The sequence below is a fragment of the Anabaenopsis tanganyikae CS-531 genome (genome assembly GCF_029891675.1).
Taxonomy (GTDB): domain Bacteria; phylum Cyanobacteriota; class Cyanobacteriia; order Cyanobacteriales; family Nostocaceae; genus Anabaenopsis; species Anabaenopsis arnoldii.
The window spans coordinates 1-16301 of record NZ_JANQDF010000096.1 but is presented as its reverse complement, the minus strand read 5'-3'; the positions used below and the strand labels follow the sequence as shown (position 1 = coordinate 16301).

At 42.0% G+C, this 16301-nt stretch carries 17 protein-coding genes; 1 reads left to right on the top strand and 16 read right to left on the bottom strand.

Annotated features, from left to right (window positions below; translation table 11 throughout):
* Positions 1–21 precede the first annotated feature (21 nt).
* The gene (locus NWP22_RS10005) at positions 22–1815 is read right to left on the bottom strand and encodes a PP2C family protein-serine/threonine phosphatase (protein ID WP_280801828.1); all 1794 of its coding nucleotides are present in this window, start codon (positions 1813–1815) and stop codon (positions 22–24) included.
* A 27-nt stretch (positions 1816–1842) separates the two neighbouring features.
* Positions 1843–2406, bottom strand: coding sequence for a double zinc ribbon and FHA domain-containing protein (locus NWP22_RS10000; RefSeq protein ID WP_280801827.1), 564 nt, complete (start codon positions 2404–2406; stop codon positions 1843–1845).
* Between the two features lie 32 nt (positions 2407–2438).
* Here NWP22_RS10000 and NWP22_RS09995 point away from each other — a divergent pair, with 32 nt between their 5' ends.
* Positions 2439–2570: a hypothetical protein gene (locus tag NWP22_RS09995; RefSeq protein WP_280801826.1), complete on the top strand. Its 132-nt coding sequence runs from the start codon at positions 2439–2441 to the stop codon at positions 2568–2570.
* Positions 2571–2574: 4 nt separating this feature from the next.
* Here the strand turns inward: NWP22_RS09995 and NWP22_RS09990 are convergent, their stop codons facing one another.
* From NWP22_RS09990 to NWP22_RS09925, 14 genes are all read right to left on the bottom strand, one after another.
* Complete coding sequence (locus tag NWP22_RS09990; protein WP_280801825.1) at positions 2575–3969, bottom strand: vWA domain-containing protein; 1395 nt, start codon at positions 3967–3969, stop codon at positions 2575–2577.
* A gap of 150 nt (positions 3970–4119) precedes the next feature.
* Entirely contained in the window at positions 4120–4503 is a 384-nt protein-coding gene (locus NWP22_RS09985) for a hypothetical protein (protein WP_280801824.1), read from the bottom strand.
* Between the two features lie 24 nt (positions 4504–4527).
* Positions 4528–4674 carry a hypothetical protein gene (locus NWP22_RS09980; protein ID WP_280801823.1) on the bottom strand — a complete coding sequence of 49 codons (147 nt, stop codon included), beginning with the start codon at positions 4672–4674 and terminating at the stop codon, positions 4528–4530.
* Positions 4675–4699: 25 nt separating this feature from the next.
* Positions 4700–5380: a hypothetical protein gene (locus tag NWP22_RS09975; protein ID WP_271734141.1), complete on the bottom strand. Its 681-nt coding sequence runs from the start codon at positions 5378–5380 to the stop codon at positions 4700–4702.
* Between the two features lie 87 nt (positions 5381–5467).
* Positions 5468–7021 carry a VWA domain-containing protein gene (locus NWP22_RS09970; protein ID WP_280801822.1) on the bottom strand — a complete coding sequence of 518 codons (1554 nt, stop codon included), beginning with the start codon at positions 7019–7021 and terminating at the stop codon, positions 5468–5470.
* A gap of 4 nt (positions 7022–7025) precedes the next feature.
* Complete coding sequence (locus NWP22_RS09965; RefSeq protein WP_280801821.1) at positions 7026–7928, bottom strand: hypothetical protein; 903 nt, start codon at positions 7926–7928, stop codon at positions 7026–7028.
* 107 nt (positions 7929–8035) lie between these two features.
* Positions 8036–9010: an ARC6/PARC6 family protein gene (locus NWP22_RS09960; RefSeq protein WP_280801820.1), complete on the bottom strand. Its 975-nt coding sequence runs from the start codon at positions 9008–9010 to the stop codon at positions 8036–8038.
* A 43-nt stretch (positions 9011–9053) separates the two neighbouring features.
* Entirely contained in the window at positions 9054–10217 is a 1164-nt protein-coding gene (locus tag NWP22_RS09955) for a hypothetical protein (protein WP_280801819.1), read from the bottom strand.
* Complete coding sequence (locus NWP22_RS09950) at positions 10214–11506, bottom strand: vWA domain-containing protein (RefSeq protein ID WP_280801818.1); 1293 nt, start codon at positions 11504–11506, stop codon at positions 10214–10216. Before NWP22_RS09950 ends, NWP22_RS09955 begins: the two co-directional genes overlap by 4 nt.
* Positions 11448–12551 (bottom strand): hypothetical protein, encoded by a 1104-nt coding sequence (locus NWP22_RS09945; RefSeq protein ID WP_280801817.1) that lies wholly within the window; start codon positions 12549–12551, stop codon positions 11448–11450. The genes NWP22_RS09950 and NWP22_RS09945 overlap by 59 nt, the downstream gene beginning before the upstream one ends.
* Positions 12552–12837: 286 nt before the next feature.
* Entirely contained in the window at positions 12838–14490 is a 1653-nt protein-coding gene (locus NWP22_RS09940) for a hypothetical protein (protein WP_271734149.1), read from the bottom strand.
* 644 nt (positions 14491–15134) lie between these two features.
* Complete coding sequence (locus NWP22_RS09935; RefSeq protein ID WP_271734151.1) at positions 15135–15404, bottom strand: hypothetical protein; 270 nt, start codon at positions 15402–15404, stop codon at positions 15135–15137.
* 133 nt (positions 15405–15537) lie between these two features.
* Positions 15538–15765, bottom strand: coding sequence for a DUF4351 domain-containing protein (locus NWP22_RS09930; RefSeq protein WP_271734152.1), 228 nt, complete (start codon positions 15763–15765; stop codon positions 15538–15540).
* A gap of 449 nt (positions 15766–16214) precedes the next feature.
* The coding region (locus NWP22_RS09925) for a DUF4351 domain-containing protein (protein WP_280801833.1) at positions 16215–16301 on the bottom strand (87 nt) is incomplete at its 5' end.

The window sequence follows — 16301 nt, the reverse complement described above, 5'->3', positions numbered from 1 at the left end:
AGCGGTTTGACTACCAGTGGTTTAACCACTGGCTACGTTTTTTTGGATGGTACACTTTAAAGCCACAAGGGTGGCGTTATCTGATGCGCCTTTTTGTAATACTTGTGTAATGGTTTTGTCAACAGCTAGTTGTAAATCTAAGTCCGGGTGATGAGAATTATTAAAGATATCTGCAAGGTCTGAGGGGGGGACTAAATCCCATACTCCGTCAGAGCAGAGGATGATAATATCTGCATCCTCTAGGGTGAGGGATAATTCCGGGGTGGTGCGTCGGAGGTCTTGGACGTAACCATCACTTAATCTGGATTTGGAACCTATGGATTTAATTAAAACGTTGCGATCGGGATGGTCTATACTTTCTTCTAGTGTGATTTGACCACTAGCTACTAACATGGCAACTAGTGAATGGTCTTCGCTTAATTGGCGAATTTCTCCTTGGCGTAACAGATAAATGCGACTGTCTCCCACATGGGCGATGATTAATTGTTGGGCGATCGCCAAAATCATGCTCAGAGTGGTTCCACCATCCTTAACTTGGTCATTAATAGCTTCATTAGCTGTGTGGAACAGTGAAGTTAACCATTGCTGATATTGTTCTAGGGTTTTACATTCAGGAGGGATGGCGGTTTGTAGGGGAATTTCCACAGCTATTTTACTAGCTAATTCTCCGTGAGACATTCCCCCCATACCATCAGCCACAACTGCTAAAATCATGGTTTGAGAATTGCTGAGTTGTTCTTGTCTGACTCCATAGTTATCTTCATTGTGTAAGCGATGGGGAGAAAGTCCCACGGTGGAACCAGTAGCCACCTGCCATTGAGTTTTAATTGTGCTATATGATTTACGAGTTTCTACTAATACGTTAAGGAGTTGAGATAGGTTAAATCTTTGCTCTGCAACGGGAGCCAGAGAAATTTTGAGGATTTGGTAAATTTGGGGGATGGGTTTGATTTGGAACTCAAGGGATAGTTCTTGAGGCAAAGGGTGTTGATGGATGATATGATATAACAATGCCCCCACAGTATAGGTACTCATAGATTCCTGAATGGGATTTTGACTATAACCCAGTTCCGGGGCTAAATAATCTCCTAATAATCCTGAAGGGAGGGTTACACCCAGGGGGTAAGCTGTGGTTAAATCAAAGAATTTGATAGGGGTTCCCATTTGCACCCATGGGGGGAGAAGGGAAATCAAACACCAGTTTCTTTGATGTATATAGCGGAAAAATTGACAGACCTGGGTAGTGAGAAACAAAGACTCTTCTAGGGTATGTTCTGCTGTTAACCAAGTTTCTATGGTTTGACTTTGATCGGGGAAATCCGTGAGGAGCAGAATTTTCTCGGTAGATGAGGTAATTTCTACTTCGGGGTAATATTCTTCTTCTAAATAATTAGATGAGGTAGTTTCTGCTGGTGACTCCCCTTCTAGTTCTTGAGTATCTGTGATCAGACTCCCCTCATCAACAGTGTCTGTTTCCTGGGGTAAAGGGGGAGTTGTCTCTAGGTTAATAGTTACAGATGCAGCTTGACTGTGGGCGAGTAACTGTGCAATTAGTTTATAGTCCCCTAGGATTTCTCTAAGTTGCAATTCTCGGCTCAGTCCACTGTCCAAAGACCCCACCCGCAGTAAACCTAATTTCATAGGTTCACATGGGGTAGTACTATCATCTGGGGGTAAGATATTGACCTGGAAGTAATAAACATCGGCGGTTTGACCCAAGTATGATATAATTTCCACTGGGATATCACCAATGGTCAATTTACTATGGGTCTGAATAACTAAACTATTGCTGGTATCAATGGTGGGTGAAGACATGGTAAGTAAGCATGGTAATTAAACTAATTAAAGACTTTGGAAGACAAGCCGAACCTTACCAAAAGCAATTTCATCACCGGGGTTGAGGGTTTCTGGGGTGGTGATTCTAGCGCCGAAGCGAGTTTGTCCCACGGGTTTGATAAATATACCGTTGGTAGACCCTAGGTCTTTGATCAACCAAGTACCGTTACTTTGGTATATTTCCCCATGGTTGCGAGAAACCGTTTCACCACCCATAAAGGCTTCTAGGTCAATATCTACTGGTCCCATATCGGGGTCAAAGACTCCCACGATCGCATTACCATCTAAGATAAATTCTGGAACCGGGGAACCGCTTTGTTTAGGAATTAATTTGGCGATCGCACTGGGGGAGGTTTGGGGTGTGGGTGTGGGTATGGGTGCAGGTATGGGTGTGGGTGTGGGTGTGGGTGTGGGTATGAATGGTTCTGGTATGGGTTTTAATAATTCTTGTCTAATGCGATCTAAATCGTTCATAGCTTGGGTTGCGGTTTGCAGTTCAGAACCACAAACAACGCAAAATTCAGAGTTAGGTGGGTTCTGGTCGTGTCCACAAGCGGCGCAGGTAATCATAATTTTGTGTGTCCTTGTATTCAAAAAGATATGTGATCAGTGCTTTTAAAACAGTCAACCGTCAACCGTCAACCGTCAACCATCAACCGTCAACCGTCAACCGTCAACCATCAACCGTCAACGGTTCGACTCCGCTCACCGACCACCGTCAACCGTCAACTTAGAGGTTTAGGTTCCAGTAATTTGACGTATTTTGTCCTGTGATATCTGCTCGTTAATGTCGTCACCCATTTTCACAGTTTTACCTTTAGCTCCTGTTTTTATGGTTTTGCGGGTTCCGGCGGATATCTTCTGAGTTTTGCGTAATTCTTGTTGAGCGCCGTTGATAGAGTCGGTTATAGCTTGGTTACCAATCTTGACTGTTATTCTGCGGGCGTTTTCTAGGATTTGTTCGGCTTTTCCGGGGTCTTTATCGGCGATTCTTGTGGCTTCCCCAATCATTTGGGAAATATTACACTGTTGTAAGTAACCCATGACTTCTTGGTCAACTTGTGCTGCGCCCCCTTGACCAGAGACAAATTGTACCACCACGTTTTGGGGGGGTAGTTCACTGCGGATTTTTTGACCGGGGACTTCGTAGGTTAAGCCAATTTGAGCAAGGCGCGCCCGGGATGGGGGGCGACTATCCATGCTAAATTCTAAAATAAAAATGGTTTCGTCGTTGGCGGCGGCGTTTCCTATGGGGTGGGGGTCTTGATGTAGGGGAAATTCCGCCTGGGTGGGATAGGCGCGAATAATACGACACAGTTCTACGCCTTTAAGAGTTTTCACTGTTAAGGCCAGGTTGGTGATCACTTCTTGCTGGGCAAGTGTGTATTGTTCTATGATTTGGTTGGGTAGGTCTAAGATGGAAACTTGCGTACCAATGGCGTTACCGGGAACCACATAAAATAAGCTCCCCCCGGTGGAGTCGCTCAGGTGGGTAAGTAGGTCTTCGTTAAATTCTTCTCCTACACCCAGAGCAGTGATGGGGATGTTATGGGTGGCAAAATCTGAGGCCATGTTGCGACATTGATCATCGTCAAAGGTTTGACCGTCGGTAAATACTAGAGCGCGCCGTACGGACATTTCTTGACCTTTCAAGATATCTAGGGCGCGACGTAACCCTAAACCCATGCGTGTCCCACCGGAAAAGGTGCGTAGTTTGCTGATGGCGTTTTCTAAGTTGCTGATTTGGGTGGCGCTGGTTAAGCCGATGATTTGAGAGGCTGAGTCATCAAATTGTACTATACTAATGCGATCGCTTGCCCCCAATCTACCAGAATTGACTAGGGCTGACAAGGATTCAATGACAATATCTATTTTTGTTTTCCCCCCGGTGACCTGTGTATATTCTTTGCCATCCATGACATAGCTTTTACCCGTGGGTCTGGTCTCCCCAGCGACAATTTCATACATTGAGCCACTGGTATCAATCACGAAGGTAAAAGCTGTGGGGGGACGGGTTGCAGCTACTTCTTTTGTGGGTCGCAGTTTCAGCATCACAAATAGTTTTTGTCCTGCTTGTTCTGCTGGTAGAAATTCCCGATGGGGGGTAATAGTAATGTTGAGTAGATTTGACATGGTTTTTTATCTAAAGGGAACAGGGAACGGGGAACAGGGAACAGGGAATAGGGGGAAGCAACAAAATCAAGTCCCCTCCCTTTGCAAGGGGAGGGTTAGGGTGGGGTAAAACAATATTTGATACATTCATCATAAGTTTTCAAACATCCTCTAAGCAAACACTAGGGGGGGTAGCATTCCCAGTAGTGGTTCTATCCCCGATAGGTCCGGGGTCACTAGGGCGGGAATTTCTTGATTACCTGGTTCAGATAGTTGTTCTAAATTGGCTTGACTGAGTAAGGGTAAGTTAAGTGTGATGTTACTGGCCCGGAAACCTTCTTTAATATCTTCTGACCAGGTTTTGATTATTTGCTGGAGGTGATGATCTTTGATGGCGCATAGGCTTTGATTTTGCAAGGTGGTGCGGATGTCTTCTTGGCGTTGGGGGGTAAATGCTTTTTCCGGTGTGTTTTCTTCATGGGGTTGTAGGTCTAGTTCATATCTGTATTCTTCTGCTGAACCTTTGACTTGTAGGTAAAAGACGTATTTAATCATGGGTGACGGTGGTCGGTTGACGGTTTACTGTTGACTGTTGACGGTTGACTGTTGACGGTTGACTGTTGACTGTTGACGGGTGACTGTTGACGGGTGACTGTTGATGGGTGACTGTACTAGAGAGCGATCGCTATGAATACTGGAAGGGAAGTAAAAGAATATTTGATACACTAATCATGACTTGACAAACATCCTCTTAGGATAGTTGTCTCATTTCCTCTTGTACGTTCACCCCTATTTGTAAGGCTTGATCTAATATTTGACTATATTCACTCGCTGTCGCACTTACTTGTAATGCTTGTAAACCTGTGAGGTCAACAGCAAAGGATTCTGGGTTAAATCCGGGATTCTCTCTTAATATTTTGTCGGTTTGTATGGCTAGTAGTAAATCTTTTTTGGTGATTTTGATGGCTTCAATCACTTTTTCTCTGTTGCTTAAATCAATGGCGTTACCTACTGATTTTAATTGATCTAGAGTGTCAATATTTTTAATTATTTGGTTATGTCTATCTACCTCTTCTAGTAATTTGCAAAGTAGCAGCATGGGGGAATGTGTACCGGAAAGCTGCATATATTTTTGCAGAGTTTCATAAATGGGAACTGCGGTACTGACTGACACCAGTAGGGCAAAGCCTCCTATAATATAGTCAAAAAAGCCTTTATATTCTTTGAAAATAAATAATATCGACATCCAAGCAGATATGGCAAACAGAATATATAATCCTTGTTTACCCTGCTGTTGTTTGATAAATACAAAACTTAACATCTTGATTGGGTCTTGCACAACAGAGAGTTTGGGAACTGTGTTGATATCTAATCCGGTTAAGTTATTTAACTCTGTACGGCTGATTTCTAGGTCTTGTAAATCAGTTTGCATAATAGTTACCCGGTAGTTGGTGCTGGATTTGACTCAACCATTTTGACATAAATTTGACATGAATTTAACATAACTTAACATATGACTCTAATTTTCTATGGGGGATGACATGATTTCTAGGGTGATGTTTCCTAGTTTACGGGTGTCTCCTGGTTGTAGTTGTTGAAGAGGTTTTTTCATGTTTTTTCGTTCTGCATATTCGGGGTGAAATTCCATGAGAATGTTTTCTCCTTGTTTGTAGAATTTCGCAGTGATGGGGGTGAAACCTTCCGAGGCGTTCAGGGGTATTTGTGCATCTACGGAACTACCTATAATAATCGGTGTTGCACCTAATAAGTAGGTCGTTTTTTCCGTGGGGGTCCAACGGACTAAAAGATAGGGTTCTTGACTCAGTTGTTTTTGTTCGCTCCACGCAATCATTAAACCAATACAAAAACCCAGAATCACCGCACCTGATAACCGACCAGAAACATCTCCCAGGGCGATCGCAGTAATTAAAAAGGCTATGGCTCCCATGGCTCCCCCTAGAGTACCACCTAATAAGGCGTTTTTTAGCTTCAGGTTAGGTACAAAAAAGTGGGTTCCCCCTCCTAGTAAGGTTCCGAGTATTACCCAAGCAATGATTCTGCTCCCAGTTTGTAGTATGGTAATTTCTGGGAGGGAGAAAAATAAAAATTGACTCACCCCACCTGCTATCATACCCGCGCTGAGACTTCCTAGGGTGCTGATGGTTCCTTTTTTGGCTGTCAATAGGGGACGGTGCATATATTGGTTTTGTCCTATAATTAAAGATAGGCAAATACCCATGGCCAAAAATGCAGTCCAACCACCTATACGCAGCATGGAATATTCTAAGCTCAGGTAACCTGTGGGTGCAGATTCTACTAACTCTTTACCGATGATGGCTTCGGCTTCGCGAAAGGCTTGATCAATGTCCCCTGAGTCGGCGTAGAATACTAAAGAGCGATCGCCTGTGAGTTGGGCTAAATAGTGAATGTCAGCGTCACCAGTACCTACGGCAATCAGGTTAACGTTATTATTTCTCACATCTTGGGCGGTTTTTAGAGCTTCTTCTGCACTGTCCGGTTGTCCGTCGGTAAATAAGAGGATGTTCGGGGTAAGGTTGCTATATCTTAATTGGTCGTAGGCTTTTCTTATCCCATCAGCCATGTTAGTACTACCGTCAATGTTCCGCAGTTCCTGGATGGCTGTTTGTAGTTTATCCTTTTCTGTGGGGTTGGTGAGTCCAATGATGGGGGAAGCGTTACTATCAAATTTGACGATGGACAGGCGATCGTTTCCTCCCAGTTTGGTAGTATTTACCAGTTTTAACAGGGATTCCATGACGACATCTATTTTAGATTTCCCCCCGGTGACTATTCTATATTGTTTCCCATCTACGGTTTGAGTTTGTCCTGTGGGGGTAACATCCCCTGAGACTATTTCCCCCATGGAACCGCTGGTATCTATTAACAAAACTACTGCTGTTCCCGTTGCTGTGGGTGCGATTCTGGTTAGGGCTAAAAATGGTTCCCCTAGTATTATCGCTGCTATCAGGCAACCGACCGCGGCATATATGCCAAATAGTAGGGGTTTATTTCTTCTTAGGTTTCTCAATATATTTGGCATTTTATTTTGCATAATTTTAATATCTGTCTACTAAAGCCCAAACTCTGGTCTGATTGAAATCTGAATTTTCATCTACAAAAGCTGTAATATCACGAATAATTAACTTTTCACCTACTTTTAAAGCCTTATCAACTTTTTTCCCTAATTTATAATTAGGTGCTTGTGGTGGGTTTTCTCTAATATTTGTTGCAGTTGTAATAGTTACAACTGTACCGGGAGATGGTACAACATAAGGATAAATCGTGACTGGTTGACGTTTTGAGGGAAATAGTCTTTCTCCTTCAAAATCACCTGATGTATTCTCAACTAAACCTAACCAAATCCACCCACTTGATTTATTAGAAGTATTAGAAATAGGTATATTTTTTGGGGATGGTGTTAAGGGTGGAGGAACAACAACAGCGGGGGGTTGTTGCGGTGTTGCTTGTTGAGGGACGGGAGCAGGTGTATAAATTATTGTATGTGTGGTATTCGAGGGAGGATTGACAGCAATAGGTTCATTACTTACCGGTTGAGGAGTGGTTAAGGACATTGATAGGTTAAATGTTCTTGTACCTTGGGGTGCGGAAACTTCCAGAATATATTTTCCGCTGGTGGTTAATTCCCCAGTGTCAATAATTTGATTATCTGGGGTATAAACCACAATACAAACATCATCATTAGTGCTGTAGTTAAGTGTCTGACCCGATTCTGCATCAAATCTATAACCCAGAGATTTAGTAGCAGTCACACGACCAGATTTAATTAATGATTGATATAGGTTAATGTCTTCTAAGGTTTGCTGATCTAAGTTGAGTGTGGGTTTATCTGGACAACCGGGGGATGAGTCAACCGGTGCGATAGATGAGGAAGAATTTAATATTGGATTACTACAGCCATAGGTTATTAATAATATTAGTCCTAAAATGAGTTTATTCATAGTTTTTTGTAGGTAGGATCTCAACTCAGATAAAATAAGGTTAATTTATTCAAGTTAATACAGAGTATTTTTTTTAATTTTCCCGCGAAACCTAGTATTATTAGCCATTAATTTACCTTGTTATAGTCATAGATTTTCCAAACACCGTTTTCTTGTGCAAAGACGTAAGTAAATGTACCTCTATAAGAACCTGAGTTTTTTTTATCAATACCTTGTTCTCCCTCAAGATATAACTCCTCAAAAATTCTCACTTTTATATATGGTCGTGTACCAGAGTTAGAAAATTCTTCAACATCTGTAATTTCGGATGTCGTATATGTATAGTAAAAGTTGTTATCCCGTAACCAAGCAACTGAACCATCATCTTTTGTGGTGTTATAATAAAGATTCCCTGTTGCTAATTGGTCTACTAAGTCTAAATCGTAAGGAGGTCCAAAAATTTGCGGTTTAGCCTCATACCAACTTTGAACTATTTGTAATGCTTCATCTTCAGAAATATTATGTACTGGTTGACTTACCCTCCGGGGTGAAACCCTGGGGGGTTGGGGTCTTGGTTGTTGAGTCTGTACAGGGGTAGGTGTGGGAGTCGGGGGAGGATTGACAGCAATAGGTTGAGGAGTGGTTAAGGACATTGATAGGTTAAATGCTCTTATCCCCTGGGGTGCGGAAACTTGGAGAAGATATAAAGACATTCCTAAACCAAATACTCGATGATTTTGAGGTGCGGAAACTTCCAGAATATATTTTCCGCTGACGGGTAATTTCCCACTGCTAATGATTCGATTATCTGGGGTATAAACCACAATACAAATATCATCATTAGTAGTGTAAGTGAGTATTTGACCCGATTCTGCATCAAACCTATAACCCACAGCTTCCGTAGCAGTCACACGACCAGATTTAACTAACGTCTGTTCATTTAGTCCAACTTCGGTGATATTTTGTTGATTGAGGTTAACTTTAAATGTCTCTGAACAACCAGAAACTGTAGTCCCCGGTGCGATCACAGATCGAGAATTTAATATTGGTTGACTACAGCCGTAGGTGAGTAATAATGTTAAGCCCAAGGTAAGTTTATTCATGGTGTTGGATGAGTAAATAGTGATTGAAAGATGGTTTTGATAATTAGGGAGATGATTTACGGACAAATAACCAGCTGTTAGCCTCATCACTCCACATCAGAGAAATTCTGGTTTTCTTATCTTCCGCAACTCTACCATTATTCATTTCATACCATAGTTGAGCATCAACTACAGCGCGATCGCTATTTTGACTAATTAGCTCCACATTACCAATTCTGATTTCTGCTACACTATCCCACCACTCTTGATATTTAGAAAAATCTCCCGATATACCTTTAAACTGGGGAGATAACCTAGTCCATGTTTGATCATATTGACGGTTATTCAGTGCTGTATAGTGGTTTCTGACAAAATCATCAGCTGGTGGCCGTGATGGGGAACTAACCGACTGAGATACTAAAGCGGGGTTTGAAGGTACTGGGATGGGTATAGACTTACGTGTTTCAGTGGTTGGGGTATCGTTGACAGTAGTTTGGTCCGTGGTTGAACTACTAGCAGTGTCTACAGTTGTCGGTTCTGGTGTTTCAGCGCTGGGAGTATCGTTGACGGTAGTTTGGTCCGTGGTTGAACTACTAGCAGTGTCTACAGTTGTAGGTTCTGGTGTTTCAGCGCTGGGGGTATCGTTGACAGTGGTTTGGTTAGTGGTTGGGGAACTCCTAGCAGTTTTTACAGGTCTAGGTCTTCGTGTTTTAGTCCTGGGAGTATTTTTGACGGTAGTTTGGTTAGTGGTTGGGGAACTACTAGCAGTATTTACAGTTGTCGGTTCTGGTGTGGGAGTCTCTGGAATATCTTCCACAACAGGACTGGTTAAAGACATTCCTAAACCAAATGCTCTATCATTTTGGGGTGAGGAAACCTGAAGAATATATTTTCCCCTGGTCGGTAATTCCCCACTGGTAATGATTTGATTATCTGGGGTATAAACCACAATACAAATATCATCATTAGTATTGTAGGTGAATGTTTGACCTGGTTGTGCATCAAACCTATAACCCACAGCTTCCGTAGCAGTCACACGACCAGATTTAACTAACATCTGTTCATCTAGTACAACTTCGGTGATATTTTGTTGATTCAGGTTAACTTTAGATGTCTGTGAACAATCGGAGGGTGAGGTAACAGGTGCGATCGCCGAGCGAGAATTGAATAGGGGTTGACTACAGCCGTAACTCATTAATAATATCAGGCTTAAGGTGAGTTTATTCATGTCTCTAAAGCCTGCTCTTTTAAATACTTACCCCAAAAGTAAAATGGTACCACACCAGCCACACCAATCCCCCCCAATGTCAGTATAAATATAGTTAGGCGCACTACCCCAGGGAGCGATCGCCCAAATACAGTAATTCTGTAATCTTTAGTATCAGACTCCGCTGGTTTTTCACTTCCGGGGACATTCACCACCACTTGGACTTGATGCTTTTTCCCCCGTTCTGCATTTGGTTGGGTGTAGGTAATTTCATATTCACCTAATAAAGCATTGAGAAATAGTTGTAAGTTTTCAGCGATACTTGTAGCGTTTCCCGAAAATTCCGCAACTCCCCCCGTTAAATCAGCAATTTCCTTTAACCGTTGTTGGTCTACAAACTCATCTTCTGGAACCTTACCCGCACCAGTCCCAATATCAGCACGGGTCGCAGCTCTACCCAGGTTATATTTTTTCCCCAACTCTGCGGGAGTCAAACCATAACCCAAAGTATGGACATTAATATGACTATAGCGGTTAAATAAACTCTTTAAACTCTCAAAGTCTCGTTTTTCATTCCCCTGGTTGTGAAACCCATCCGATAACAGAATAATTGATAATCTCGGTTGCGGTTGACTAGAATTTTCCGAAATCTCAAAACGCGGGTCTTTCTCATTTCCCAAAAACCTCACCGCTTCCTTAATCGGTTCATAAAGATTAGTAGCAGCGCAGGGTTTGACCGTTCCTAAATAGTCTAGATAGTTTTGTAGTTGAATATGACTTGCTGGGTAAAACCTATCCAAAGTCCTAGGATTCACCGGTAAATCTTGACACTTACTCCCACCCACCCCAAAGGGAACAATAGATATTTGTGTATTACCCCCCCGTTGACTAGAGCTATCCACGAACTGACTCACAGCACTAATTGCACCAGCAAACCTAGTTTTACCAGTACTGTCTAACCGGTTCATACTCCCACTGTAGTCTAACAGCACAACTACCCAAGCTGGAGGGGGTGAACTTTCTTCTGGACTCTTCCAGTCTCTGGGGAGAAATTTAAATTCTTTGTTGTCTACAAGTAACTTAAAATTATTCTCCTGTAGACCTATAATTGGTCGCCTATTTTCTGCGTTAGTTACCTGAACGCGAACAGTAACCCGGTCATCGTTAACTTGAGGATTACCAACAATTTCCGCTTGATTTTGCTCTCCCCAACTGGGAGCAGCTAGGGAAGCTACCACCAACACCGACAAACTAAGCTTGTGGGTCAAGGAACCGATTATAGTAGACAAAACGATAAAATTTTTCTTCATGTTGGCCATCCATTTTGACTGTGTGAAAAGTCAAAACGTGATTATGCTTTAAAGGTATTTGCTTTGAGGAATTTAACCGGGAACCGTTAATTTCTATTTTTTCGTAATGCTCCCTCTGAGGAACTAAAACCACCTCACGCTGTTTTACTATTAAGTCTGCCACGTGTGGAGCAACTCCAGGCAGATAAATATGTGCTCTATCTTCCCCAGAGCCAATGGTTACCTTACCATTGCTGGGTAGTTGAATTGATAAACCTTCTTCAATATCCTCAGCTTCACCATCACTGACAAATCTTAATAGAGATTTATCTATATATGCTGATGTTTTTTGCGAATTGTCTAATACTAGTTCACCATCCTCATCATGACTATACTCATCTTTTTTAAACCCCGTATACTCAAAACCTGTACCAGCCCTTAAAGCCGCCATATAGCTCGGAGAATTAGTAATACTAAAAACTGTCCCCAGCACTAACCCCAGAACCGCAAAACCCAAAGGGTCTTCAACACTTCTAAATTCCGCCGTTACCGTTCCCGAAGCAGCACGGATGACCTCAAAAAGCGCCGCCGCCAATAAACTGGCCGCCATCGCCCCAACACAGCTAGTATTTAAGCGTTTGCGGAACCGTTTCGGGTCCCCCGCTTCCATACTGTGCCAACGCCAGCTTAAACCCTCAGCAATACCCACCGCAGCACCAATTACCAACCATCCCAAAGTTCTCACAAAAGCACTGGGAACCCCCAGCACCGGTAAAAAGAGAACCTGGGAAATTACACCACCAATCAACCCGGCTAAACCACCCAAACCCAGAGCAATTAATAAAGGTCTTTTGACAATGCGAAAGTTGAGTTTATACCTGGTGGGGTTGCTGATAAATATTTCATTCATCACCATACCCGCAGCTAAAGATATAGCTACACAGGGAAATAACACGATTTCGGGAAACTGTCTTAATATCCCCAAGTCGGTGAGGAAAAATTGACCCAAATTCCAGCCAATTAAAGCTGATGTGAGTCCAGCCAAAATGTACAGGTAGATTCTCACTTTATCTTACACTCCCATAGGGGTAAATTTTTATGTGTACGGACACTTTCTGAATAAGTACTAAACACAGGGAACAGGGAACAGGGAACAGGGAACACAGGGAACACCAAAATCAAGTTACCTCCCCTTACAAGGACAAGACAAGGTGGACAAGGTGGACAAGAGGGGACTGGATTTTATTGTTTTTTGTGTGTTACCCAATCCTTCCGTGTGTTCCGTGTGTTCCGTGTGTTCCGTGTGTTCCCTGATATAAAAATTACCTGTTGAACACTTTCCAAACATCCTCTCAAAAGATTCGCTTAATTGAGTTGTTTAATACTTTCCGAACATCCTCTAAGTTATAATTAAAAAACATCCTGTGTTCTCGTCTTAACCAACCAAGTGTAATAAATGCTAATAATACCAAAACAGGTAATAAAATTTCATTCTTGCTCTTAAACTTTACTAATCTTATAATTGTCTCTACTGGGCTAATTTTTCTTTTAAAAGTCAAACCTAAAATAGTGGGTGAATATGATTCATTACTACGGTTAGGACAAGCCCCTAAAAATACCTTTTTAGAAACTATAGCATCACTTACCTGATAGAAGTAGGCAGATAAATCATATTCTTGTAGTAACTCGAATAATTGCGCCAAAGGCTTGTAGTAAGATAACTTGTAGGAATCATAAATAACAAATTCCCGACACATAATTAACTCTTGCCAAATCTTTTGAGGGAAATTCAAATTATCAAATTGTTTGGCATCAGTATCTGATTGTTGATGAATTAATTCCAAATCATAGCGCACATCATTAATGAAACGATGACGAAAAACAGCCCAAGCACCACCTTTAAGCAGTAACCAATTTATAGACTCCGGGGAAATGTGCTTTTGGAGTAACTTAGGTAAAAGTAATTTAATTCCCTTGGCTAGTTGCTCTTGGGGAAAATAATCACCGATCGCACCTTGAAACTGTAAAGAAGTATTGTGATATTCACTGGGTTGTTTACCAGGCTGAATATTTAACCATTTGAGAAACTCTGGTAAAGTCTCAGGGATGACCATGGCGCGCAGGGTGATGAGTCGCACCGAGGAAGAGCTATGGATTTTTTCACTCATGGCGGTGGTTGCACCCTCGGCATCAAATAAGCTGTACCATTCTTCTGTATTCAGTTGTTGATTTTCTAAGGTGTCAATAATTGTCTCTACAGCTGGGGGTTCAACTTGTGATATATTGATTAAGCTTTGAATGGCGGCTTTAATGGCTTTTTTAGTCGATGCTGTTTCAATAATCTGTCTTGCCAAAATCTCACAGGCTTCTAGGGAAGCGGGTTGGATGATCTGAAAACTGTGGGGTTTTACCAGTGCTTCTACATTAAACGCCCAGGAAATGGGCTGAGTTTGATCCAGATTATGTTTCCCAATGGCTAGGGTATTAACATTTGTTAAGTTATACTGCTGTGGGTGCAATAATGTGGGCTTTGTAGTTACTAGTTCTAGATCATTGGGTGTGGGGTCATAGTCAGATGAACCAGCCAAAGCTGGGTCAAAATAGGCATATTCTCCTACATATTTACTATCAAAGGGGTTAAATGTGGGTTTACCCTGACTTTCCCACCAAGCTATGAGACAGCCCAGGTTACTGGCTCCGGGGGTGAAAAAATAACGATAGAAAGAGAACTTGTAGCCGCCTTCATCCCTTGCTTGTGTGACCACAGCCATCACAGACCAAGTCTCTTCCCCAGTCCCCACCACTCGGCCAATAATGGCGGGTTGCTCGTCGGAAGCTCCTCCTATGGTCGCAAATTCTTGGTTAGCAATGGAACGCTCTACAACCGGGGGAATGGGGTCTAGGGTGGCGTTGATATATTTACCGGTAAATCCTAGAGATACCCAACCACCGTTAGGGTTTTTTTCTAGCTCAATACCTTTGCTAAATTCATATACTGGAATCATGGTTACTATGTATAGTCATCCTATTTGAGTTGAGAAATTGTCAGTGAGGAAAGGGAACAGGGAACGGGGAACAGAAATTGTTCAGAAATCAAATATGAGTTTTATATTTGTATTCACACCACCGGTCAAGTAAATAAAGTACACACATTAAGATTATAAATCTTGTGGGGTGAGCATATTGCCCGCCCTTTTCTAAATTGCTTTTCGAGTCACTCCAGATCCCCAGAATTTCTTAAAGAAGTCCAGGATCTAAATTGGTTAGGCGACTGTGTTAACTTGACTGGGTGCTATGTTATGTAGATCTTGGTACATTGCTCCAAGAAGCAAATCGCTCTGGGTTGAAAAATTCCCTTTGATGCTACACCACCGAACCGGGGGTTAGAAACCCCCGTCTCAAAGCTAAAGTCAGATAAATCTGACTAGAAAATCATCTATTTGATTATCTGGAGCTAGAAGTCGAGGAGCTGGGTGACTGTGGGACGGGTGCAAGATCCCCCACTTCTCACATCATTAGAGGTAATCTAGGATAATTTCGCTAGAAGTCGGGGAGCTGTGGGGCGATAGCGAAGCGCTGCTGCAAGCAGATCGCCACCGAACCGGGGGTTAGAAACCCCCGTCTCAAAGCTAAAGTCAGATAAATCTGACTAGAAAATCATCTTACGCAAAACATCAAGCATTCCTCGGCTTTTGAGTTCTTTGGTAAGGCTATCTATAATAATTTTCTGGACATCACTAGGGCTAGTATTAGCTAGGTATTCCCATTGTTTAGGTTGGGTGGTTTGAATAAAGTTGATGATTTGGGTGGGAAAAAAGGCGGTTTCTCGGTCGTAGTCTTTCGGGTTCCCCTGGTGGTATCCACTGATGTCTAGGAGTTCTCTTTCTATGATTTGTTCAAAGTCTTTTTCTTTGTACATTACTTTTGTTGTTCTAAGAGGATGTTTTAAAAGTCTCTCATGATGTATCAAATATTTTCATATCCCCCTAAATCACCCTTTTGTTAAAAATTTAGCCCCCCTTTTTAAGGGGGGTTGGGGGGATCAATCAGTGTCATTGATGACAATAAAAAACTTTTGAAACAACCTCTAACCAGTTAGTTAAATCTGCTAGAGATTGGAGGTCAAAAATTACATCTGCTAGGTTTTCTAATTGTGCTGAAGATAAGCTATTAATTTGGCTTTCCAATGTGGGAGTAATATTGTTAAATCGCCGTTTTACTTGTCTTCTAATAATTTTTTGTTCTCCTTGTTTAATTCCCTTCTCAATTCCCTTTTCCATCCAACTGGTAACAATTTACATAATTTGTTCCTCTTCAACTAAGTTGGCTTGTTTTAACTCGGTGTTTAATTCTTCTTCTTCCGCTGTGTTTAACCTGAAAGGATGTTTAGTAAGTGATGATTAGTGTACCAAATATTCTTTTACCCCTCCCCCTTCCTTACAAAGGTAGGTTTTTAATATAATCTGTGAACGCAAGACCACCGAAGACAAGGAAGGAAAGTGGACAAGGAAGATTTTATCCGGAAAATGGTCTTTTAATGGGCTATTTTTCTTACTAAGAATACAGACTTTGTGCTGTTTTTCTCCGGTGGTCACCTTGTCCACCTTGTCCACCAAGTCTTGTCCTTGTCAGGAGAGGGGACTGGATTTAATTGTTTTTTGTGTGGTCGGTGTGTTCGGTGTGTTCGGTGTGTTCCCTAAGATGAAAATTATCAAATAACCGCCATACTTTACTTTTGTTGTTCTAACCAGTTAGTTAAATCTGCTAGAGATTGGAGGTCAAAAATTACATCTGCTAGGTTTTCTAATTGTGCTGA

Excerpts from the sequence above, each read along its gene's own strand:
- NWP22_RS09965 (WP_280801821.1), bottom strand. The coding sequence starts at position 7,928 with ATGAATAAACTCATTTTAGGACTAATATTATTAATAACCTATGGCTGT.
- NWP22_RS09990 (WP_280801825.1), bottom strand. The coding sequence starts at position 3,969 with ATGTCAAATCTACTCAACATTACTATTACCCCCCATCGGGAATTTCTA.
- NWP22_RS09950 (WP_280801818.1), bottom strand. The coding sequence starts at position 11,506 with ATGAAGAAAAATTTTATCGTTTTGTCTACTATAATCGGTTCCTTGACC.
- NWP22_RS10000 (WP_280801827.1), bottom strand. The coding sequence starts at position 2,406 with ATGATTACCTGCGCCGCTTGTGGACACGACCAGAACCCACCTAACTCT.
- NWP22_RS09970 (WP_280801822.1), bottom strand. The coding sequence starts at position 7,021 with ATGCAAAATAAAATGCCAAATATATTGAGAAACCTAAGAAGAAATAAA.
- NWP22_RS09975 (WP_271734141.1), bottom strand. The coding sequence starts at position 5,380 with ATGCAAACTGATTTACAAGACCTAGAAATCAGCCGTACAGAGTTAAAT.
- NWP22_RS09955 (WP_280801819.1), bottom strand. The coding sequence starts at position 10,217 with ATGAATAAACTCACCTTAAGCCTGATATTATTAATGAGTTACGGCTGT.
- NWP22_RS09940 (WP_271734149.1), bottom strand. The coding sequence starts at position 14,490 with ATGATTCCAGTATATGAATTTAGCAAAGGTATTGAGCTAGAAAAAAAC.
- NWP22_RS09935 (WP_271734151.1), bottom strand. The coding sequence starts at position 15,404 with ATGTACAAAGAAAAAGACTTTGAACAAATCATAGAAAGAGAACTCCTA.
- NWP22_RS09930 (WP_271734152.1), bottom strand. The coding sequence starts at position 15,765 with ATGGAAAAGGGAATTGAGAAGGGAATTAAACAAGGAGAACAAAAAATT.
- NWP22_RS09985 (WP_280801824.1), bottom strand. The coding sequence starts at position 4,503 with ATGATTAAATACGTCTTTTACCTACAAGTCAAAGGTTCAGCAGAAGAA.
- NWP22_RS09960 (WP_280801820.1), bottom strand. The coding sequence starts at position 9,010 with ATGAATAAACTTACCTTGGGCTTAACATTATTACTCACCTACGGCTGT.
- NWP22_RS10005 (WP_280801828.1), bottom strand. The coding sequence starts at position 1,815 with ATGTCTTCACCCACCATTGATACCAGCAATAGTTTAGTTATTCAGACC.